This window comes from Natronosalvus vescus (assembly GCF_023973145.1).
Classification (GTDB): Archaea; Halobacteriota; Halobacteria; order Halobacteriales; family Natrialbaceae; genus Natronosalvus; species Natronosalvus vescus.
The window spans coordinates 1,425,153-1,447,169 of sequence record NZ_CP099546.1 but is presented as its reverse complement, the minus strand read 5'-3'; the positions used below and the strand labels follow the sequence as shown (position 1 = coordinate 1,447,169).

General features: G+C 63.7%; 14 protein-coding genes. 1 reads left to right on the top strand and 13 read right to left on the bottom strand.

Annotated elements, in window-relative coordinates:
* Window positions 1-58: 58 nt before the first annotated feature.
* The 3 genes from NGM68_RS06950 to NGM68_RS06940 all read right to left on the bottom strand — a co-directional run bounded on the left by NGM68_RS06950 (window position 59) and on the right by NGM68_RS06940 (window position 9,174).
* A complete protein-coding gene (locus NGM68_RS06950) occupies window positions 59-4,396 on the bottom strand; it encodes an outer membrane protein assembly factor BamB family protein (protein WP_252700921.1) in 4,338 nt (1,445 codons plus the stop codon).
* A 410-nt stretch (window positions 4,397-4,806) separates the two neighbouring features.
* The gene (locus tag NGM68_RS06945) at window positions 4,807-7,293 is read right to left on the bottom strand and encodes a DNA topoisomerase I (protein WP_252700920.1); all 2,487 of its coding nucleotides are present in this window, start codon (window positions 7,291-7,293) and stop codon (window positions 4,807-4,809) included.
* Window positions 7,294-7,503: 210 nt separating this feature from the next.
* On the bottom strand, window positions 7,504-9,174 hold the full coding sequence (locus NGM68_RS06940) for a metalloregulator ArsR/SmtB family transcription factor (protein WP_252700919.1): 1,671 nt from the start codon (window positions 9,172-9,174) through the stop codon (window positions 7,504-7,506).
* 182 nt (window positions 9,175-9,356) lie between these two features.
* Between NGM68_RS06940 and mutS the strand changes: the two genes are divergently transcribed.
* Window positions 9,357-12,116: a DNA mismatch repair protein MutS gene (gene mutS / locus NGM68_RS06935; protein ID WP_252700918.1), complete on the top strand. Its 2,760-nt coding sequence runs from the start codon at window positions 9,357-9,359 to the stop codon at window positions 12,114-12,116.
* Between the two features lie 162 nt (window positions 12,117-12,278).
* On the opposite strand, the gene NGM68_RS06930 is transcribed toward mutS, so the two are convergent.
* From NGM68_RS06930 to NGM68_RS06885, 10 genes are all read right to left on the bottom strand, one after another.
* Window positions 12,279-12,455: a 50S ribosomal protein L37e gene (locus tag NGM68_RS06930; protein ID WP_252700917.1), complete on the bottom strand. Its 177-nt coding sequence runs from the start codon at window positions 12,453-12,455 to the stop codon at window positions 12,279-12,281.
* Window positions 12,452-12,679, bottom strand: a complete 228-nt coding sequence (locus NGM68_RS06925; RefSeq protein WP_252700916.1) for an LSM domain-containing protein — start codon at window positions 12,677-12,679, stop codon at window positions 12,452-12,454. Before NGM68_RS06925 ends, NGM68_RS06930 begins: the two co-directional genes overlap by 4 nt.
* A 527-nt stretch (window positions 12,680-13,206) precedes the next feature.
* Complete coding sequence (locus NGM68_RS06920; RefSeq protein ID WP_252700915.1) at window positions 13,207-14,355, bottom strand: phosphotransacetylase family protein; 1,149 nt, start codon at window positions 14,353-14,355, stop codon at window positions 13,207-13,209.
* Window positions 14,352-16,448, bottom strand: coding sequence for an acetate--CoA ligase family protein (locus NGM68_RS06915; RefSeq protein WP_252700914.1), 2,097 nt, complete (start codon window positions 16,446-16,448; stop codon window positions 14,352-14,354). Before NGM68_RS06915 ends, NGM68_RS06920 begins: the two co-directional genes overlap by 4 nt.
* A gap of 95 nt (window positions 16,449-16,543) precedes the next feature.
* A complete protein-coding gene (locus NGM68_RS06910; protein ID WP_252700913.1) occupies window positions 16,544-17,596 on the bottom strand; it encodes a metal ABC transporter permease in 1,053 nt (350 codons plus the stop codon).
* Window positions 17,597-17,598: 2 nt separating this feature from the next.
* Complete coding sequence (locus NGM68_RS06905; RefSeq protein ID WP_252700912.1) at window positions 17,599-18,339, bottom strand: metal ABC transporter ATP-binding protein; 741 nt, start codon at window positions 18,337-18,339, stop codon at window positions 17,599-17,601.
* A 63-nt stretch (window positions 18,340-18,402) separates the two neighbouring features.
* A complete protein-coding gene (locus NGM68_RS06900; RefSeq protein ID WP_252700911.1) occupies window positions 18,403-19,821 on the bottom strand; it encodes a metal ABC transporter substrate-binding protein in 1,419 nt (472 codons plus the stop codon).
* Between the two features lie 230 nt (window positions 19,822-20,051).
* A complete protein-coding gene (locus NGM68_RS06895) occupies window positions 20,052-20,774 on the bottom strand; it encodes a hypothetical protein (RefSeq protein ID WP_252700910.1) in 723 nt (240 codons plus the stop codon).
* 229 nt (window positions 20,775-21,003) lie between these two features.
* On the bottom strand, window positions 21,004-21,480 hold the full coding sequence (locus NGM68_RS06890) for a YbaK/EbsC family protein (RefSeq protein ID WP_252700909.1): 477 nt from the start codon (window positions 21,478-21,480) through the stop codon (window positions 21,004-21,006).
* 88 nt (window positions 21,481-21,568) lie between these two features.
* Complete coding sequence (locus NGM68_RS06885) at window positions 21,569-21,985, bottom strand: DUF7988 family protein (protein WP_252700908.1); 417 nt, start codon at window positions 21,983-21,985, stop codon at window positions 21,569-21,571.
* Window positions 21,986-22,017 lie beyond the last annotated feature (32 nt).

Genomic DNA, 22,017 nt, shown 5'->3' with positions numbered 1-22,017 from the left:
TCGAAACCAGGATACAGACTGCGACGGGAAAGTGAGCGGAAATCGAGCGCACTGACCGTTACTCTGCCGTCCCGAACCGCGTAAACAGTCCCGAAAAGCCGATCCGATCGGCCCACGAGGCATTCTCGTCACCGAGGACGGCGACACTGTTCGCCTCGACCGTACAAACGAGTCCGCTTGCAACGGCCACGGCCTCGATCGGCGTGGAAGCGTCCGTATCGTACCGCCAGCGAGCCGTTCCGTCGGCGGCATCGAGCGCGTAGAGTACTCCGTCGTCGGTACCGACACAGCAGACGCCGTCGATCACCGCCGGTGCCGTCGGCGTCGAGCCGCCGGTATCGAACCGGAACCGTTCGGCCCCCGAACGCAGATCGATCGCATACACGCTTAGATCGGTGCTGGCGACGTACGCACTTCCGTGTGCGACGGCTGGCCCCGTCTCGAGACGTGCTCCCGTGTCGAAGCGCCACCGGGACGTGCCGTCGTCCCACTCGAGTGCGACGACCGTGCCGCGTTCGCACGCAGCGATAACGGCTCCCGTCCCCGTGTCGATGCTCACGCTGACGATACTCGCCGCCTGATCTGCCACGCTCTCGAGTGAGCGGTGCCATCGCCCCTCACCATCGGCTCTCGAGAGCGCTCGGACGTCGCCTGCTGCCGATCCCACCACGACGTCGTTGGCGACGGCAAGGCTCGTGACGGCCGTCGGCTCTTCGGGTTCGACCGACCAGTCGGCGGTTCCGGTGTCGGCGTCGATCGCCTGCACCGTTCCATCGTCGGTGCCAACGTAGACGACGCCGTCGACGACAACCGGTGCAACCGAAACCGAACTGTCGAGGCGAACCTGCCACCGGCGTTCGCCGTTTTCCTGCTCGAGTGCGTACACCATTCCATCGGCGTTGACCGTGTACACCCGGTCGTCGACCACTGCCGGTGACGTCGAAACCGCTGCACCCGTCTGATAGCTCCAGCGCTCGGAACCGTCCTCGAGTGCCAGTGCAATGACACGGCCATCGTCGCTGCCGAGGTAGATGGAGTCGCCAGCGATGGTCGGAATCGTCGAGGCGAGTTCGGTGGTGTCGAATCCCCACTGGAAGTCGACCGTCTCGGAGAGCGGATCACCACTGGGGACGGCACCCGTCCCAGCGGCATCGGCCCGTTCCATCCGCCAATCGCGCCACTCCGTGTGTTCGGTATCGGCCGCCGACTCGCCTGAAAGACGGGCACGTGCCGCCGTTGCTGCCTCTCCGACCGAGGGAACCGGGTCGTCGACGAGCGGGGCAACCGATGCTGGCGATCCGGATCCGAGTGCGCCGAGAGCGCGACATGCCTGCGTCCGAACGTGATACTCCGGATCCGACCGGCGTTCGAGCAAGGATTCGCGGACGTCACACTCAGCGTCCGCGAGGCAATCCGCCCCACTGGCCGCGAGCGTCGCCAGCGCCTGACTCGCGTTCGCCCGAACGCCATCGTCGGGATCCTCGAGGGCGCGAACCATTGCAGAAACGACCCTCTCGAACCCGTTCGTGTCGTCGTCGGCCATCGTGGCGAGGACGCTCGCCGTCGTCGCCCGAACCACCGTTGAATCGGCTTCGAGACCGGTTGCGAGCTTCGAAAACGCCGTCGGTCGGAGCTCTTCAGTGGCATCCGCGAGTATCGAGAGTCCAAGGATGGCTAGCCCACCAGCCCAGGGATCGCTTTCGACGCGACGGCCGAGTCCAGACAGCTGATTGTTGATTGCGTCAGTGTGACTGGGTGTTTCGCCGCCGACGACCAGCGATGCCACGTCGAGCAGTCGATCGTCGACGGTCTCGAGTTGACCCTGAAGCGTGGTTCCGTCATCATCGCCGACGACGGCAACGGCTGCGAGCGCGAGCGTCGCATAGCCACGAACGATTTCCGTATCGTGCTCGAGCAGCGACGACACCTCGTCGTCCCCCCGTTCGACGTCTGCTGGGGCGACCACAGCAAGGTATGCGATATCAGCCGCTGCGTTCGTCTCGCCGTTCCGAACGTATTCGGCCAGCACGGCACTGATAGGTCGGGTCGTCGTTTCGCCGCCCCGGGTGATCGCTCCGATGAGAGCCCGACGAAGGGCCGGATCAGCCGTTTCGAGCCGATCGATTGCCCCGGCGGCGATCGAGTCGATCATGGTCGGGTTCATCTGCAAGACGTTGGCCAGCGCCTGCGTGACCGTCCGTGCTCGGTTTTCGTCGTCTGCCGATAGCTCCTCGAGAACCACGTCCATCGGGCTCGGATCCGTCTCCGGAGAAGCCGACAGCTGTGTCTCGAGGGTGGTGAGAGCGCTACTTCGTTCGGCTGGCGTACACGTCGGCGAGCCGAAACGATCGAGAAGGGCGTCTACGGCGGCCTTCGTTTCGTCACCCGTCTCCGGGCGTAACACTGCTAGCGCCTCGAGTGCGGCGGTTCGAATCGCCGGGTCGTCAGCGCCCGTTTCGGCCACCGCTAACGAGAACGCTGGGCAACGGACGGACGCATCCGTCGTGCCAACCGATGCGAGCGCGCTGATGACGTTCGTCCGTACCGTCCTGTCGGGATCGTCCACGGAGACGAACAGCGCCTCGAGCGCATCCCGGACGGCGTCGGGATACGTCTCCGCCAGTCGGCCGAGCGCGATCGCGGCGTTGTTCCGAACGCTCGCGTCGTCGTCGTCGAGCCTGTCGGCGATCGGTTCGACCGCCCAGCGGACGTCTCGCGGACGCTGGCTGGCGACGCCGACCAGATCTCGCGAGGCAGCACGTCTGACGGTCACCGAATCGCTCTCGAGGCGATTGCGCAGGGATCTGACGGCCGGGTGGACGCCGGCAATCTGTCTCTCGGCGATTTCAGCCAGTGACCGGGCGGCGTGACCCTGTTGCCAGCCGTCGCTGACGTGATCGCTCGCTGCCTCGAGACGTGGCACGTCCAGCTCCGAGTCCAAACCCGAATCACCGGCTTCGAGGTGGGCCAGGTGTTCCACCACGGCGTCTCGGTCGTCGGCACCGTCGAGCGCGACGGCTCCCAGCGCGCTCGCAGACGCACGCCGGACGGTGTCGTCGGCCGTATCGAGACTCGACGTCAGCGCCGGTACGACCGTTCGAACGGCCGCGGGTTTTGTCGGCGCGACCGCCGCAATCGCGCGTGCGCTATCGGCTCTAATGGTCAGTTTTTCGTCCTCGAGTCGCCCTGCGAGGTCGGGGACGACACGCGCAACGTCGGTCGGATGCTCGTGGGCAACGGCTGCAAGCGCAGACGCCGCGTGTTCTCGCGTTTCTCCGTCGCCGTCCTGGAGGCGAACCGCGAGTAAATCGATCGCCTCTCGAAGCGCCGCAGGACGTACCCCACCGATCGCATCGAGCGTTGCAGCAGCATCCAATCGAACTGGTGGCTGAACGTCCTCGAGGCGATCGGTCACGGCTGGAACGGTCGACACGAGCGGGTCGACGTCGGTTTCCGGCAGCGCATCGGCGACGGCCCTGATGGCGCTGATCGCCGATGCTCGAACAGCCGGACTGTCCGAGAGCGCTCGTCGAAGTGGCTCGACGCCTGTCTGTACCCGAACTGTGTCGACCGCTGCAAGCGCCTCCAGCGTTGCGGCAGCGTCGATCCGAACGTCGTCCTGTTCATCACTGAGGCGTCCAGCGATTGGATCGACCTCGAGCGCCGGATCGTCCGGGTTCTCGATCGCGCTGGCTCGAATAGCGGCCATCGCGTCGGCTCGAATTGCCGGATCGTCCTCGAGTCGATCGAGCAGCTGGCCCGCGACGGTTTCTTCGCCAGCGAGGACGTCCGGGTGGGCCTCGACGATGGTCGCGAGCGTCTCGACGGTATTGGCGCGGACGACGAGGTCGTCGTGGTCGGTTGCCGCGGCTACATCCGTGATGACGGGAGCGACGATCTCGGGGCTCTCCCGGGCGACCGCCGCCAGCGCCGCCGTCGCCCGCTGACAAACCGCAGGGTCGTCGTCGGTCACGTACGCCGTCAGCGGCTCCACCGATTCGGCGATTGCGAGCGGATCGTCGGCGGCGACGGCACTGATTGCTTCGACGGCATCGGCTCGCACCGTCGCCGATCCCGCGAGTCGGTCGGTCAACGCCGGGACGCCGTCCTGAATCGCGGACGGGTGCGACCGACCGACGGCAGCCAGGGCAGCCGTCGCCTGCGATCGTATGGCAGCGTCGTCCTCGAGGCGGTCGATCAGGGCCGGGACGGCCGACCGAACGTCCCCGGGTCGTTCGGCTGCCTCCGTCGCGAGCGTGCTGGCTGCGTACTCCCTGACCTCTGGGTCGTCAGCCGAGAGAAATACCTCGAGTTGATCGATTCCGACGGTGACCTCGATGCCGCCGGCCTCACCGAGAGCGGGCCTATCTGCGTCCGAAGGGTCGTTACGTGGCATAGATGGATAGACGCAAACCGTGTCCGTTCCAGCACGGTTTACAACTGGTTGTGCATCCGTGTGAAACAAGTTAATTCTATCCCTGATGACGTCAGTTCTAAGAACATCGAGATCGCGCGGGAGAGAAGTCGTCAATACCGTTCAGGAGAGATACATGCGTCGAAGGTGATATCGGCTCGAGCGACCCGATTAGGACTGTTTCGCCGACGAAAAGCGAGCACCATCAGTCGAAATCCACAGGATCGTCGACGGTGTGCGATGCAGAACAAATGGGAGAGGGCGATGGTGAGCGATGTAGAACGGATGGGAGGGAATGTACGGTGCACAGTACAGATTCTCCGGTGAACAGTGCACTGTGACCGACACCCGGTGCCCATGCTACCAGCTCGAGGGTTCCGGTCAGCTCTCGTTCACGCCTTCGCCTGCCAGGATCGGACGCGGTCAGCACTCACGCCGTCGACCGAAGCGGCGATCGTCTCGGGGTCGGCATCGGTGAGATCGTCGAGGGATTCGATTCCGGCGGCCTCGAGCTTTTCGACCGTCTTCACCCCGATGCCGTCGATGGACTCGAGGGCCGAACCGCTGTCGGCCTCCCGGGCCTGGAACTCCCGGTAGTTACAGATGGGACACCCCAGTTCCCACGGCTCGTCCCCGCTGTGGATGACGAGTTCGGGGAGGTCGTGTTCGTCACACACCTCTTCGGTGACCTCGATATCCCCGCGGCGGGGCAACGGCAGGGAGTACTCACAGTCGGGGTACCGAGTACAGCCGACGAGGCGCGACCCGCTCTGGAGGGTTTTGATCGCCAGTTCGCCACCGTGTTCCTCCCCACAATCCGGGCAGGCTCCCAGCACCGGCCCCTCGCCGGCATCCTCGGCCTTACAGAGTGGACAACCGTGGACGAACGTCTGTCGCCCCGCGAGCATCTTCACCTCGTGGAGATCGTGATCGTCACAGGTCTCCTCGAGGATGAGCGGCTTGCCCGTCGATGGCAGGGGGAGCGTGTTCTCACAGTCCGGATAACCGTCACAGCCGATGAAGTACGAGCCGTACCGGCTCCGGCGGACGAGCAAGTCCTCGCCGCACTCCGGACAGGGGCCGAGGCGCTTGTCGTCTTTGAGCGACTTGCGCAGGTGGTCGCCGACCTCCTCACGGGACTCCTCGAGCTGTTCGAACACGGCCTCGAGCATCTCCCGGGACTCGTCGGTGACGTCCTCGAGGGTCGCCTCACCCGTCGCGATGGCGTCCATGTCGGCCTCGAGCTGGGCGGTCATCTCCTCGCTGACGACCCGATCGGCGTAGTTTTCGGCCGCGTCGACGACCGCCATCGCCAGCTGTGTCGGCCGCGGCGGATCGCTCTCGATGTACCCTCGATCGTACAGTTTCTCGAGGGTGTTGTGGCGGGTCGATTTCGTTCCGATTCCCAGTTCCTCCATCGTCTCGATCAGCCTGGACTGGCCGTACCGGCGCGGTGGCTGGGTCTGTTTGGCCTCAAGGTCAACGTCGTCGACGGCGAGTTCTTCGCCCTCGTCGACCGCGGGGACGTAGTTCTCCGAGGTGTTGAAGTACGGGTAGACGTCGTGGTAGCCGGCCTCGACGAGGCGCTTGCCGTTGGCCTTGAGCAGACAGCCCTCGGCTTCGGCGACCACCTTGAGATGTTCCCAGACGGCCGGTTCGGCGACCGTCGCGAAGTAGCGCCTGACGACGAGTTCGTACACACGCCACTCGTCCTCGTTGACGTCGTTTCCGCGGGCCGGTATCTCGCCGGTCGGATGAATCGGGGGGTGGTCGGTCGTCTCCTCGTCACCCTCGGTGGGTACGAGGTCTTCGTCGGCCTCGAGCAGTGACTCCGCAGACTCACCCAGGACGGGGTGGCCGACAAAGGAGTCGACCAGTTCCTCGGGGTCGAGGTCGTCCGGGTAGACGGTGTTGTCCGTCCGCGGGTAGGTGATGTAGCCGGCGGTGTAGAGATCCTCCGCGATCGACATTCCCCGCTGGGCCGAGAAACCGATCGCGCTCGCCGCCCGGATGAACTGGGTCGTGTTGAAGGGCGTCGGCGGCGTATCCGTTCGGGTTCGCCCGTTGACCGACGTCACCGTCGCCGAATCCGCACTCGAGAGCGTCTCGTAGGCCGACTCCGCGGCCGACTCGTCCCAGACGCGTTCGGCTTCGTTGTCGTCCTCGTCCAGGTAGAAGTACTGGGCCTCGAACGGCGCGTCGTCCTTCACGAGGTCGGCGAACAGCTCCCAGTAGTCTTCGGGATCGAACGCCTCGATCTCGCGCTCGCGGTCGACGATCAGCTTCAGGGTCGGGCTCTGCACCCGTCCGACGGAGATGAAGTCGTTGCCGAGTTGCCCCGACGACAGCGAGAGAAATCGGGTGAGGGCTGCCCCCCAGACCAGGTCGATGATCTGGCGGGCCTCGCCGGCGGCGGCCAGATCGAAGTCGATCTCGTCGGGTTCGGCGAACGCGTTCTGCACCTCGTTTTGGGTGATCGAGGAGAACCGGACGCGGTTGATCGGCACGTCCTCGTTGACGTCCCTGACGATCTCGTAGGCCTCCTTGCCAATGAGTTCCCCTTCGCGATCGTAGTCAGTCGCGATGGTCACCAGTTCGGCCTGCCGGGACAGAATGCGCAAGGTCGCGACGATGTTCTCTTTCGTCGCCGTCTTCTCGATCGACGCGTCGACGAGTTCGACGGGTTCGACGTCACGCCAGTCGGAGTACTCCGGCGGGAAGTCGACTCCGACGACGTGTCCGGAGAGTCCGACACAGCGCTTGCCGCCCCACTCGTAGACGTTCACGCCGTTTTCACGGGTCGCGTTCGCGGACTCACCACTCAGAATGTCGGCAATGCGTCTCGCGGCGTTGTCTTTCTCCGTGATAATCAGTTCCACGGCAGTACACCTCCCGAGACTCGAGACACGGTCATTGGGCCTCGGTACGCCCGACCCCCGGTTAACCCTTTCGGGGCGAAATCAATAGCCTCCGGCGGTCTCCCTACATACTGGGTGTGCACTTCGCCGTGGAAATCGTGGGCTCGAGGGTGCTACACCGGATCGAAATGAGCGGAAGCGGTACTCAACTGACCACCCTCCAGCGTCTCGTCAGTCGTCCGCCGGCACCGGCTGTGGCCGTGGCTGGCTCGCTTCCGCATCGAGCAACGCGGTGGTGGCTGCTGGCGACAGTTCGTTGACGACCGATCGCCCCTCTCGCTCGCGGACGACGAGCCCCGATTCCTCGAGTTTCGAGAGATGGTGTGAGATCGTACTCGGATCGCGGTCGAGCGCGTCCGCGAGTTGGCCGTTGGGCGCCTGTCCGAGCGTCGCCAGTTCCTCGAGCAACCGTCTGCGGGTCGGTTCGGCGAGGGCGGCGTGGAGTTCGACGTCGTCGGCGTCGATCGGGAAGTATCGGCGTTTCCCGTCGACTTTGATCGAGGTGACGATGTTCTCCTCCTCGAGGATGCGAACGTGGTGGCGTACCGTCGAGAGCGGGACGTCACTGTGATCGCTCACTTCAGAAAGGTACAGTCCAGGTTCGGCCGTCACCGCGTCGAATATCTCCTTCCGTCTGTCGTTCTCGAGCGGGTCGGAGTCGTCGTAGCGACTGTATCTGAACAGGGCCGCCAATGGAACCGAAATGGCGTCACGGAGGAGATTCCACCAGCGTCGAAGCTGCGAGGCACCAGTCCAGCTGGCGACCGTGCTTCCGGCCGCTCCTGCTCCGGCTCCGGTGGCTCCCGCACCAGCACCAGCACCGGCACCGGCGACTCCGACACCCATACTCGAGACGGCCACGGCACCGAGCAACCCGGCGAGGATCCCGTTGACAGCGGTCTGTGTGCTCGAGGACGGTTCCGGAGTACTGATACCGAGTGGTCCGCTTGCCGTTTCATCGTCGGCGAAAGCACCCTCGAGATCGGGTTCCGTTCCCTCCTCAGTGGTGACGTTCGCCTCGAGGGTCGCCTCGAGGTCGGCCAGTTCTGATTCCGTTCGTACCGTGGCGTTCATATCCGTCGACCCGAGGACGGTGTTCGTCGTGTCCGAGAGTGTCGTTGTCGTTTCCTCGAGGGTTTCGCCGGTATCGTCCACCGTATCGTCGACCGTCTCGACGGTATCATCGATCGTCTCAGTGGTTTCATCAGACGCTTCTTCGACCGCGTCGCCGACCGTCCCAACGGTGTCATCGACCATGTCGGTCGTCTCGTCCGCCGTTTCCTCGAGTGATCCCGTCGTCCCCGCGAGTGAGTCTGTCGTTTCCTCGAGGGTCTCACTGGTCTCGTTGACGGCGTCTTCGGTATCGTCTGTGGTCTCGTTGACGGCGTCTTCGGTATCGTCCGTGGTCTCGTTGACGGCGTCTTCGGTATCGTCCGTGGTCTCGTTGACGGCGTCCTCGGTATCGTCCGTGGTCTCGTTGATGGCGTCTTCGGTATCGTCTGTGGTCTCGTTGACGGCGTCTTCGGTATCGTCCGTGGTCTCGTTGACGGCGTCCTCGGTATCGTCCGTGGTCTCGTTGATGGCGTCTTCGGTATCGTTAACGGCGTCCTCAGTATCGTCCGTGGTCTCGTTGACGGTGTCTTCGGTATCGTTCACTGCGTCATCAGTGTCGTTCGTCGTGTCGTTCACCGTGTCACCCAGATCGTCGTCGAGCACGAGGCCACTGACTTCGAGCAGGCTACTCGAGCCCGCGTCGTCCACCTCGCCCGTCTGATCGCTCGAGGTGTCCACGAGAGCGACGGCTGTCCCTGTCCCGGCGACAGCCAATGAACAGACCACCATGGCGACCACGAAACCGACGAAATGACCGGCGCGTGTGGACGAACGCATGGGAAAGCTAGTTGGCCATATGAAGTCATCAAGTATATGTTTTGTCCGTTTGTCCGGATAGTGAAACTCGAGAAACTATCCGTCCGTGACCCGAACCCAGCAGGTATTTTGGCGTGGAAGCGTCGGGTTTGAATATGGATCCCGCGCTTGGCCCCCCATCGGTGATGTCCGAGCGGCGCGAGGAACTCACGCCGATGATGGCCCAGTATCACGACCTCTGTGCTCGCTACGACGACGCCATCGTTCTCTTTCAGGTCGGTGACTTCTACGAGACCTTCTGTGGTGCCGCCGAAACGACCGCCCGACTACTCGAGTTGACCCTCACCAGCCGGGAGGACTCGACCGGCGAGTACCCGATGACTGGCGTCCCCGTCGACAACGCCGCCTCTTACATCGAGGAACTGCTCGAGGCGGGCTACCGGGTCGCCATCGCCGATCAGGTCGAAGAACCAGGCGAATCGGCCGGCGTCGTCGAACGGGCTGTTACGCGCGTCGTTACCCCAGGGACGCTCACCGAAGACGAACTGCTCTCGAGCGACGACAACAACTTCGTCGCAGCGATCGCTGCGGGTGACGGATCTGGAGCGACCGACGAACCCGGCGGCGATCCAGATGCGGACATCGCCCTCGCCTTGCTCGACGTCTCGACCGGTGACTTTCTGACCACCAGTGCGACGACCCCCGACCGCATCGCCGACGAAGTCAGCCGATTTACCCCATCGGAGGCCGTTGTCGGGCCGGACGCACCCGCAGACCTCGCCCCCGAACGATGTATGGTGACGCCGTTTTCACCGGCGGCGTTCGACCTCGAGGCGGCCACGGAAATCCTGCGGTCGTACTTCGGCAATCCGGAGTCGCTGGTCGCGAGCGACGCGGAGATACGGGCCTGTGGGGCGATTCTGGCGTACGCGGAGTACGTCCGCGGCGGAGTCAGCGGAGACGGCGAGGGGGCGTCCACCGAAATGACCCAGACGGACAATTCGGACGGTGTCGAGAGGGAGCACCTGAACGGGACAGCCGACGCGACGGAAACCGAACGCACCCGCCTCGAGTACCTGACCCGCCTTCGTCGGTACGATTCCCGGGAATACCTGCTGCTCGACGCCGTCGCCGTCCGCAGCCTCGAGTTATTCGAACCGCGCGCCGTCCACGGCCGGGAGGAGGCGACGCTCGTGGACGTGCTCGACGAAACCGAGAGCGCCCTCGGCGGCCGGACACTCAGAGACTGGCTACGGCGACCGTTGCTCGAACCCGATCGAATCGACGACCGCCTCGACGCCGTCGAGTCATTGACCCAGGATCCCCGAACCAGGGATTCGATTCAAGAGGCGCTTCGGGGCGTGTACGACCTCGAGCGATTGATCGGGCGCATCTCTCGAGAACGCGCCAACGCCCGCGACCTGCGCTCGTTGCGCGACACCCTCGCCACCGTCCCCGCGATACGGGACGCAATCGATGGTGTCGACTGCGATCGCCTGACCCGTATTCGTGAGGCGCTCGACCCGCTCGAGGACGTCCGTCGCCTGATCGACCGGGCGATCGTCACCGACCCGCCCCACGAGATCACCGAAGGTGAGATCATCGCAGACGGCTACGACGACGACCTCGATTCGTTGCGCGAGACCGCCAGAAACGGCAAACAGTGGATCGACGACCTCGAGGCCGAGGAATGCGAACGCACCGGAATCGAGTCGCTAAAAGTCGGCTACAACTCGGTACACGGCTACTACATCGAGGTCACGAACCCGAACCTCGAGGCCGTTCCCGACGACTATCAGCGTCGCCAGACGCTCAAGCGGTCGGAGCGGTTCGTGACGCCGGAACTCAAACGCCGCGAGGAAGAGATCATCGGTGCCGAGGGTCGTGCGGATCGACGCGAGTACGAGATCTTCTGTACGGTTCGCCGCGAGGTCGCCGAGGAGGTGACGCGGGTACAGTCACTCGCCGACGCGCTCGGAACCCTCGACGCGCTGTGTTCGCTGGCAACCGTGGCGGCCGAACGCGACTACTGCAGGCCCGACGTTCGGGCTCGTGACGACGGCGACGCCCGCCTCGAGATCGAGGGCGGTCGCCACCCCGTCGTGGAGCGAACGCAGGACTCCTTCGTCCCGAACGACGGCCGGTTCGATTCCGACAATCGCCTGGCGATCATCACCGGGCCAAACATGTCCGGCAAGTCGACGTACATGCGCCAGGTCGCCCAGATCGTCCTGCTGGCGCAGGTGGGGAGTTTCGTCCCCGCTTGTCGAGTCGCACTGACACCGTTCGACCGGCTCTTCACCCGCGTCGGGGCCAGCGACGATATCGCCGGCGGCCGCTCGACGTTCATGGTGGAAATGGACGAGCTCGCGACGATTTTGCGGGAAGCCGACGGCCGCTCGCTCGTTCTGCTCGACGAAGTCGGTCGGGGGACGTCGACGGCCGACGGCCTCGCCATCGCCCGGGCGATCACCGAGTTCATCCACGACGAGGTTGGCGCACTCACGCTGTTTGCGACTCATCACCATCCGCTGACTGAACTTGCGAACGAACTCGACGCGGCGTTCGCGCGCCACTTCGAGACGACCCAGGAAGATGGTGAGGTCGTCTTCGATCACGAAATCGTCCCAGGTGCGGCCCAGGGCTCCTACGGTGTCGAGGTGGCGACGGCCGCTGGCGTGCCTGAACCGGTCGTCGAACGGGCGAGAGAACTGGCTTCCGGGAACGCCGACGGCTCAGGCGGTGATCAGTCACCGGATACCGACTCGAGCCAGCCCCATCCTCTGCCGGTGAGTTCGGATGGCGGTGACGACCCGCGCGACGTCGCCGCAGAGTTACGAGCGTTGGATCTGGGCCGTCTCACTCCCGTCGAGGCGCTCACAGAACTGGATCGATTGAAGCGGTTGCTCGAGTAGAAGCGGTTGCTTGAAAGGGAGTGAAGCGTCGCTCGAGGGAAGTAAACCAATTGGCGGGAGGAGCCAAAAGCTGGATAGTTCGCGACCGGGTTCACGATCGAATGAACGCATCACCGCCAGACACGAATACAGTGACTGCAGCCACTGATCAACAAGGAGAGCCTAGTTGTCGCCAGCTTTGCCCTGCCACGCGTAGGAGCGGCGTTTGGCGGATTTACCGAAGCCACAGGACGCACAGACGCCCTTTTTCACGTGGTAGGATTTCTCACCGCAGCGTCGGCATTTGACGTGCGTCGTCTTGTTCTTCTTTCCTTGGCTTGGGGTTCCTGCGCCAGTCATGGAGTGATCGAAACGACGTTATCGCCGCGTATAATGGTTGTGTCTTCGACCGGCGTCGCTGCGTCCAGTTCCGTCTCCTGGCCGACGGCGACGTCCTCGAGGACGAGATTCATGTGTTGATCGTATCCGGCAAGCTCGCCGACGTACTCCTCACCGCTTTTAAGTCGTACACGAACCCGTTCGCCAAGCGACGCCTCAAGGACATCAAGCGGTCGTCCACTCATACTCGAGAAGGCAGGTGTTGTACACTTAACCGTACCGGTCCGGTGGTCGACTGGGGTTGTGCTCACTCGAGTCCGACTTCGTTTCATACGGTTTGTTGTGAATTTTTATCGGTGATTTCCTGCCGGGTCGGCAATCACCGGTAAGAGACCACAGCAGACCGTATTAGAACTCCGTGCGCCAGGAGCCACCCAGCACCGTCTATTTCCAATCCAGACACACATATAAATGGCCAGTACGTTTAAATAGTTGATCTCAAACATTGGGTTCTCTGCCGGGGGATGAGGATTTACGATTGTACGAAAAAAGTTGTAGGTGCCGGGGTGCCTCTGACAACCGGCCGTCGCGTGGGTTACTTTGCCCGGAGTGGCCCCCGCGATACATTTCACTTTACCAGTCGATCCCACCCAGGAGCCGCTGCTCACCGACGATCAATCGTTTCGTGAAGTGTAAGTCTCGAAACTGACGTGAAATTCTCCCGCCCTACAGTGAAGGCTTCCTCCTCGGACGTCCGTACTTCGGGCGTCCGCTACAGGAGCGCCTCGAGGTCGGCGTGATCGCCGAGCAATGTCCCCATCTGATCGACGGTCTGGGCATCGCGGGTGCGACCACTGCGAATGACGTCCTCGGCACGCTCGACGGTCGTCAGCGTGTCCGTCTGTACGAGGACGACGGGCACGCTCTTCTGTGCCGCCTGTCCGAGGATCGCACCGGACGGTCGATGGCCGCCGGTGAGGATCAGACACTTCACGCCCGGAGCCTCTAGTGCGGCCGCGTGGATGTCGGCACGGTCGCCACCAGTGATGACGGCGGCGTTTTTCGTCCGTCGGAAGTGTCTGAGCGCGCTGTCGGCTCCCATCGCCCCGACGGAGAAGCGCTCGACGTACGCGTCGAGACCCTCCTCCACGAGGACACGACCTCCGATTTCGTCCGCGAGATCACCGACGGTGACCCCGGCCAGCGTCTGCTCGCGCGGGAGCACGCCGTGGACGGGTACCCCACGGCCCTCGAGGAACGGGGCGATTTCGGCCTCAAGTTGATCCCGGGTAGAGTCTGACACGGCGTTGAACAGCACGCCGTCGAGTCGATCGCCGAATGTATCCGCGGCGGCCAGCACGTCGTCGATGTCTCCTGGCGTCTGGTATGGCGCGATCAACAGAACGCGAGCATCGAGCAGGTCGGCGACGTCCGCATCCGTCAGGTCGACGATACCACCCTGCTCGAGCCGGCCGCCGCCCTCGAGAAACAGCCGGTCGTGGTTCGTCGCGAGCGCCTCGAACGCCTCTTTCACGCGATCGTGTAGCTCCTCGGTGGTCTCGCGACCGCGAATCGCCTGCTCGATGAACGTCGGTGAGTACACCACGGGCTCGAGGTCGTGCATCTCGGCGTCGAGGTCGAGTAACTCGCGGGCGAGCATCGGATCCTCGTCGAGCGTCTTGCCGACGTTGCTCTGGAGGCGCGTCCCCTTCGGCTTCATATAGCCGACGCTGTCGCCGGTCTCGGCTGCGTGTTTCGCGAGTGCGAGGGTGATCGCCGTTTTGCCGATGCTCTCCTCGAGAGAGGCCACCAGAATCGGTCGTGTCTGGTCGTGGGGACGGTCGCTGGTCGGCTGCTGTTCCCCCTCGGATTCGGATTTGGGTTCGGATTCGGTCTCCGTGTCGGTAGTGGTGTCGGTCATAGGTTCTCCGTATCAACGGTCAGTCTGAGGTCGATCGCCTGTACACCTTCCGGGCCGACGACGAGCGGGTTGACGTCGAGTTCGAGGATCGCCGGGAAGTCGGTCACGAGCTGTGAGAGTCGCTGGATCGACTCGACCACGGAATCGACGTCCGCTGGTGTGCGGCCACGAGCCCCACGCAACAGCGGCGCGGCCTGAATCTCGTCGACCATCGCCCGAGCCTCGCTCTCGCCGATCGGGGCCACTCGGAGGGAGGTGTCCTCGAGGATCTCGACGAAGATACCGCCGAGTCCGAACAACAGGAGCGGCCCGAACTGGGGGTCGCGATTCATCCCGATGATCGTCTCGGTCGACCCCTCGAGGTCGAGCATCTCCTGAACCTGCACCCCGAGAATAGTCGTGTCGGGCTGGTAGTTCCGGGCCTTGGCGACGACGTCTTCGTAGGCGTCGTACACCTCCTCGTCGCTCACGCCGACGCGGACGCCGCCGATGTCCGACTTGTGCGAGATATCGGGGCTGACGATCTTGAGGACGACGTTCCCCTCGATCGATTCGGCGACCTGGCGGGCGTCGGCAGGATCGTCGACGATTTCGCCGGTCGGCGTGGGAATGCCGTAGGCCTCGAGCAAGTCCATCGCCTCGACGCCGAGGCGGTTGTCCACTCGGTCGCGCGCGGTCTCGAGGATCGCTCTGGCGCGATCACGATCCACATCGAAAGTGTCAGGTTCGTCGATTTGCGTCTCCCGGATGGCTCGATAGCGGGCAAGGGCGTCGAGCCCCGAGACGGCTCGTGCCGGGTCGAAGTAGTTCGGAATGCCGAACTCCCGAAGCACGTCTTCGGCCGCTCTCGACCGACTTCCTCCCATCAGGCTCGTCACGACGGGTTTGTCGTGTTCCTCCCGGCGTTCGATCACGACCTCCGCCAGGCGGTCGTACTCGAGAACCGCCGTCGGCGCGCTGACAACGACGGCGCTACCGACGTTTGGATCGGAGAGCGCAATGTCGAGCGCCATCTCGAATCGTTCGATGTCGGCATCACCGATGACGTCGATTGGGTTGTAGATGTTCGCCTCCTCGGGCATCGTCTCCCGGAAGCGCTCGAGCGTGTCTTCGGTGAACGACGCCATCTCGAGCGTCGAGTCGCCGACAGCGTCGGTGGTGAGTACCCCGGGGCCGCCGGCGTTGGTAACGACGGCGACGCCGTCGGAACTCGGCGCCGGGAGTCCGGAGAGGGCACGTGCCCAGTCGAACAGTTCCTGGACTGATCGCGCCCTGAGGACGCCTGCCTGTTCGAGTCCGGCTTCGTATGCCGACTCGGTGCCGGCGATCGCGCCGGTGTGTGAGGAGGCCGCTTGCGCGCCTGCGTCCGTCCGCCCAGACTTGACGAGCACGACCGGGGTGTCGTCGCTCACCTCGCGAGCGGCGTCGACGAACTCGTCGCCCCGGTCGATTCCCTCGAGGTAGCCGATGACGACGTCGGTCTCGGGGTCGGCCCCCCACTCGCGGACGAAGTCCGTCTCGTCGAGGACGGACTTGTTCCCCAGGGAGACGACGTCCCGGAAGCCGATTCCCTGTTCGTTCGCCCAGTCTAACACGGCGGTGATGAACGCCCCCGACTGACTCATAAAGGAGACGCTCCCCTCGAGCGCGTTCTCGGGGCCGAAGGTGGCGTTCATGCCGGTCTGGGTGCTCATAATTCCGAGGCTGTTCGGCCCGACGAGGTTGAGGTCGTACTCCGCGGCGATGTCGCGCAACTCGCGTTCGCGGGTCGCGCCGTCGCTGCCGGTTTCGGAGAACCCGGCAGTAATGACGACGACGTTTTCAACACCCGCTTGGGCACTCTCGCGGATCGCTTCGAGCACGATCGGGGGTGGGACGACGATCACCGACAGGTCGACCGACGGTGCACTCGCCACGTCGGGAAAACACTCGAGGCCGAGGACGGCGTCCCGATTCGGATTGACGGGAACGACGTCCCCGTGGAAATCCGCCTCGAGATTCTCGAGTATTGCCCGACCGACGGCACCTTCTCGATCGGTCGCTCCGACGACGGCGACGGTCTCGGGTGCGAAGAGAGTTCGTAACCTTCCCATCGACGTAACGTTCACTCGGGATCGGGTTAAACGTATCCTCCGATTCCCAATGGATGGTTCCGAGCGAAGGCTACAGCGTGCGTCTGCAGGTCGGTTCAGTGCATCGAAATGGCCGTCACCGAGCGACCGGAGAGCGCGATCGCCAGCAGGTAGATGGCGATGGCGACGACGATTATCGAGCCACCGGAGGGAAGCCCCTGGGAAATCGCCAGAGCAAGCCCACCGACGATCGATAGCTGGCCGAAGAGTATCGAGAGCGCCATCGTTTCACGGAAGTCTCGGGCGATCTGTGAGGCGGCGGCCACCGGAATCACGAGCATACCGGCGACGAGGATCACTCCCAGCACCTGCATCGAGCCGACGACGACGACGGCTGTCATCACTACCAGCAGCGTATTATACGCGTTTACGTTCAGCCGGGCGACTCGAGCGGCCTGCTCGTCGAAGGTGATGAACAGCAGTTGTTTGTACGTGTATGCCACGACAGCGACCACGAAGACGCTCAACACCGTCATCAGCCGGGCGCTCGAGGCGCTCACGATAGAGAGATCGCCCCAGAGGAAGCCTTCGATACTAATGCCGCGCTGGCCACGCCCCCGACTAATGATGAGCGTCCCGACGGCGAAGCTCCCGGTCAGCATGATCGCGATGGGAACATCGCCGTAGGTGTTCGTTCGCTCGGCGAGCCACTGGACACCGAGGGCCCCCAGGATGGAGACCAGCAAGGCGAAATACAGTGGCGCGTCGATCCCGATCAGCGAGCCGGCGGCGAACCCGATGGCCACACCGGCGAAAGCCGTGTGGGCGAGCGTTTCGCCGATGAGCGCCATCTCCCGGTGGACGAGGAACGTCCCGATCAGCGGGGCGACGATGCCGATGAGGACGCCGGTGGCAAGCTGTTGCCACATGAACGACCACTTGAAGACGTTCGTCCCGAGGTAGTGATCGAGCCACTTGCCAGCGATCATGAACTGTTCGTAGGCGGAAGCAACGGCCGGGGCGGTACGAAGCCAGTAGAGGACGACGAACGCGATCATCACGAGCGCGACGACGGCAGTGACGGCGAGTCCCGCTAGCTCGAGGAGGGAACGATAGTCGGGGCTCGAGTCTGCGTCACGGGAAGCGGTGGTGTCAGCGTGTTCCGGCATCGTCAGTGATCGTGGTGGACGACCGTTCCGGTCGCCCCGTAGGCTTCGGCGAGGGCGTCGCTCTCGACGAACGACTCCGTGTCGCCGTGGTGGAACAGTTCGGTGTTGATACAGGCGATGCGCGAGGCGCGGTCGGTCACGACGCCGATGTCGTGTTCGATGAGAATAATCGTGATTCCAGACTCGTTGAGCGAATCGAGCAACTGGTAGAACGCGTCGCGGGATTCGGCGTCGACGCCGACGGTTGGCTCGTCCAGGGCAAGTAGATCCGCCTCGGAGGCGAGCGCCCGCGCGATGAACGCCCGCTGGCGCTGGCCGCCCGACAGCTGATTGATCCGGCGGTCGGCCAGGTCGGTGATGCCGACGGTCTCGATGGCGTCGTCGACGATCGCGTAATCCTCGCCAGTCAACCGCGAGTGGCCCGCCTGAGCGAACCGCCCCATCGTCACGCACTCGTAGACGGTGACGGGCATCGAGCCGCCCCGGTTGGTCGACTGCTGGGAGACGTAGCCGATGCGGTGGCCGTCCGTGAACTCGTCGACGGGTTCGCCGAAGAGATCGATCGATCCGCGCTCGGGCTCGAGTAGCCCGAGCATGAGGTGTAAGAGGGTCGTCTTACCGGAGCCGTTCGGGCCGATAAGTCCCAGGAACTCGCCTTCCTCGATCGTTAGCGAGACGTCCTTGACGACCGGCGTCTCACCGTAGGCGAACGAGACGTTCCGGACGTCGACGGCGGCTGTCACTGGTAGTTCTCCATCGTGGGCGGAGTTAGTTCTTGCACTTTTGGTTCGGTGGTTTGCGGGCATTTATTCGGCTTTGAGCGCGGCTCGAAGGGACGGGAGCGTTATCTCTTCCATCTGCTCGACCCAGCCCCACCCTCGGTCGTCCCAGTCGGGCAGCGTCCCCTCGGCCGGGGTGAGCGGGGCGACCTCCGTCGCACTGCTGTCCTCGACGATGGTTTCCGCCAGCGGCGGTACCTCCCCGTCGCCCGCCTCGAACGGATCGTACAGGATGGTGTCGATGGCGTTCTCGTTCACCAGTTCGATCGTCTCGGCGATTTCGCTCGGGCTCGGGGACTCGTCCGGGGAGACGCCAATCGGCGAGTGGAGGTCGAACCCGTAGCGGTGCTCGAGATACCTGAATGAGTCGTGGCCGGCGAAGACGGCGATGTCGAGTTGGGCGTCGTCTACGGTTGCCTGGAACTGCTCGTCGACTGCAGACAGGCGTTCGTTGTACGCATCGGCGTTCGCTTCGAACGTCTCCGCGTCGTCGGGACTGACCTCGGCGAGGCCGTCCGCGATGGCGTCGACGATGTTCGCGGCGAGCACCGGATCGGCCCAGACGTGCGGGTCGTGGAACTCGGTGGCATCGGCCGGGTCGATGTCGTCCGAGACGTCGACGCTCAGCGTATCGGCGCTCGAGTCCCAGAGTACGTCCCCGTCCTGGCGAAGTTCGAAGACGACGAGGGTTCGCCCCACGTCGATACCGTGGAGTTCGACGGCGTCGCCGTGAGATTCGATGTCGACCATTTCGTCGGGTGCGCCGTCGCCAAGACGGGCGTCGAGCTGGACGTCCTCGTCCCCACCGAGTGGAATGACGTGTCCGCCGTCGACCTCGACGACTGCTTCGAATCTCATCGATCCCTCGAGCGGGACGTCCGGTAAGCCACCGTCCCAGTGATCGACGTGCCAGTAGGCGACCGTCTCACCCGTCCGCGGATCGATGATATCGAACCCGTCGACCTGGACGTTCGACGGGTCGACCGTGTACTCTTCGTCAGGATCCGGACGCTCACCCGTTGAAAATGGGAGTAATTGATCTGCCGTCAACCCGGCCATTCCGTCGATGACGGTACTGTCGACAGACTCCTCTTCCGCCTCGAGTTGAGCGGCGAGATCCTGTGCCCACGAGAATTCGGGCGTATCCAGGTACACGAACGCATCCGTTTCAGCTACGTCCCGAGTGAGATCTCCACCAGGGTTCCAGCCGTGTCCCATCTCGCCTACGTCAACGGGGTTCTCGAATGCGCCGTGGTCGCCGACGATTTGATTGCTCCAGTCCCAGAGTGCGAAGAAGGCGGCGTAGCCGGAGATCGCGTTCTCGCCACTTTCATTGCCACTGCCATTCTCGGTATCGTCGCCAGGCTCGCTGAGACAGCCCGCGAGTGCACCGAGCGCGACCGCCGCCCCACCGCGGCGTAACGCAGTTCGGCGTGTCAGCTTCATACAGTCAGACAATCGCCTCATTGATAAAAGAGTTATTATTCCCCTTCCCCAAGTTATTAAACAGCACCGGTCAGCACCCTTTTCGATACTAGCCGCCAGTCACCTGACGAGACCGGGGTACGATATGCGGACGCGTCCTAGACGGCGTGCTCGAGCGGTTTGAGACGTGAAAATCGAATTTTGGAAAACGCACCTCGAGACCAAACACGTCAGCGGGGAACGGGAATCGTTCAGTGGTCGTGGTCGTCGTGGTCGTGGTCGTCGTGGTCGTGGTCGTCGTGGTCGTCGTGGTCGTCGTGGTCGTGGTCGTGGTCGTCGTGGTCGTCGTGGTCGTGACCGTCCTCATCGACTTCCTCGACCACCTGTGCCGTAATCTCGGGGGACTGGTAATCCGCATGATCGTCGTGCCAAATCTGGAAGACGACGTCGGTGACACCTACCGTCTCGCCGGCGATTGACACGTGGTCGCCGTGAGATTCGAACGAAACGACTCCGTCAGGCGCGTCGTGGGCGAGGGCTGCACGGAGTTCGTACGCATCGCCGAGTTCGATCGGCTCGCCATCGTCGTCCTCGATAACCGCGCCGAGGGAAATCGACTCGTCGACGGGAATCTGTGGAAGGTTCCCGTCCCAGTGATCGTCGTGTACCCAGGCCGCTTCTTCGGCCGGATCGTGTGACCGATCGAGGAGACTGAACGACCCAATGCCGATGTGATCGAACGGCTCCGCATCGACGTCGTGGCCATCGTCATGGCCGTCGTGGGTGTCCGTATCGTCAGTATCGTTAGTATCGTCATCCCCACCGTTACCACCGCTCTGGTCGTCGTTGCTGTCATCGGCATCTGACCCGTCGTCATCGTCCCCGCCCAGACAACCGGCGAGGGCGAATGCCCCGAGTGAACCGGACGTGATCAGCAATCTGCGACGCGATAGTGTGGGTTCGTCAGCACTCATTATTAGACTCTACCAGCGAGTTATGTGTAGTTACTAATTAAGGTGTTGGTTTTGTTAACGGTGTTGTGTATCCTATTTCATCTGCACGGTAAGCCGCCTGGAGAGCTCGCTCGAGACTTACGCACCGGCATAGCGCGACTCAGACAACGTGGATCAAGAAACGCTGAAGGGCAAGACTGGACACGCACGCATGCCCGCTACAAGTTCAGAAGGTCGAGCAGAGGTCAAATCACTCGACGACGGAAACGACGTCAGCGTTCGTCAGCCGTTCGAGTTCCACCGGATCGATCGGGAACACCGCAGACGGCGTCCCGGCGGCAGCCCAGACCGTCTCGTATTCGAGCAACGTCTCATCCAGCAGCGTCGGCACGGGGAGGTCGTGACAAATTGGAGGCACGCCGCCGATGGCCCAGCCGAGTCGGGATTTGATCCGGTCGGGGTCGGCCATCTCGACGTCCTCCGGAGACACCTCGAGTTGGTCGGCGAGGGCCGCTTCGTCGACGTGATTGGCACCACTCGTGATCGTGACGATCAGGTCGCCGTCGGCGTCGAACGCGAGCGAACTCGCGATCTGGGCCTCCGCACAGCCGATGGCGTCGGCCGCATCGGCGGCGGTCTTCGTTCCTTCCGGAAACTCCGTCACCGAGGGATCGAAGCCGTACTCCTCTCGAGCCTGTGCGACGAACGTCGCTGCGCGCGGATGCATTGGCGTGGTATTCTCACGCAATGATGAAAAGGTAGCGGTAGGGCACCCCGATCAGATGGTCGGAACGCGACTCCGCGGCCAGCAGCGATCACCGAACGCGAACCGAGACGTCAACCTCCTCGAGGCGACGATAGACTGGATTCTGCTCGCGCTCGAGGTCGAACACGTCGAATCGGACGACGAGCCGCCCTGGATCAATAGTCGCCCGGAGCATCGGTCCGCGACTCGTGACGACGACGTACGGCGGCCCGGCGACGGGTGGGGCAGGGAGGGTGTAGCCCGCGGCGTCGGCGAGGTCGATCAACACCCCTGGCAGGGACTCGAGCACACCCGACGACTCGAGTCGGGTGCGAAGCGGGTCGACGACGGCCTGGCGATCCGAAACGGTCGATGTCGACCAGTCGGCGGCAACGGCGTCCGCACACGCGTTGACGGCCGATAGCGTCGCGTCGTGTTCGCGGTGAAGCTGCCGTTCGATCGCTCGAGCCGTCTCCGAGTCGGTCATGACCGTGACTGGATCGAGCCGGTATAAGAAAC

What these genes read in the sequence shown, in the direction of transcription:
- NGM68_RS06920 (WP_252700915.1), bottom strand. Translation starts at nt 14,355, where the DNA reads ATGACCGACACCACTACCGACACGGAGACCGAATCCGAACCCAAATCC.
- NGM68_RS06940 (WP_252700919.1), bottom strand. Translation starts at nt 9,174, where the DNA reads ATGGTGGTCTGTTCATTGGCTGTCGCCGGGACAGGGACAGCCGTCGCT.
- NGM68_RS06885 (WP_252700908.1), bottom strand. Translation starts at nt 21,985, where the DNA reads ATGACCGACTCGGAGACGGCTCGAGCGATCGAACGGCAGCTTCACCGC.
- NGM68_RS06890 (WP_252700909.1), bottom strand. Translation starts at nt 21,480, where the DNA reads ATGCATCCGCGCGCAGCGACGTTCGTCGCACAGGCTCGAGAGGAGTAC.
- NGM68_RS06915 (WP_252700914.1), bottom strand. Translation starts at nt 16,448, where the DNA reads ATGGGAAGGTTACGAACTCTCTTCGCACCCGAGACCGTCGCCGTCGTC.
- NGM68_RS06930 (WP_252700917.1), bottom strand. Translation starts at nt 12,455, where the DNA reads ATGACTGGCGCAGGAACCCCAAGCCAAGGAAAGAAGAACAAGACGACG.
- NGM68_RS06910 (WP_252700913.1), bottom strand. Translation starts at nt 17,596, where the DNA reads ATGCCGGAACACGCTGACACCACCGCTTCCCGTGACGCAGACTCGAGC.
- NGM68_RS06900 (WP_252700911.1), bottom strand. Translation starts at nt 19,821, where the DNA reads ATGAAGCTGACACGCCGAACTGCGTTACGCCGCGGTGGGGCGGCGGTC.
- NGM68_RS06925 (WP_252700916.1), bottom strand. Translation starts at nt 12,679, where the DNA reads ATGAGTGGACGACCGCTTGATGTCCTTGAGGCGTCGCTTGGCGAACGG.
- NGM68_RS06950 (WP_252700921.1), bottom strand. Translation starts at nt 4,396, where the DNA reads ATGCCACGTAACGACCCTTCGGACGCAGATAGGCCCGCTCTCGGTGAG.
- mutS (WP_252700918.1), top strand. Translation starts at nt 9,357, where the DNA reads ATGGATCCCGCGCTTGGCCCCCCATCGGTGATGTCCGAGCGGCGCGAG.
- NGM68_RS06895 (WP_252700910.1), bottom strand. Translation starts at nt 20,774, where the DNA reads ATGAGTGCTGACGAACCCACACTATCGCGTCGCAGATTGCTGATCACG.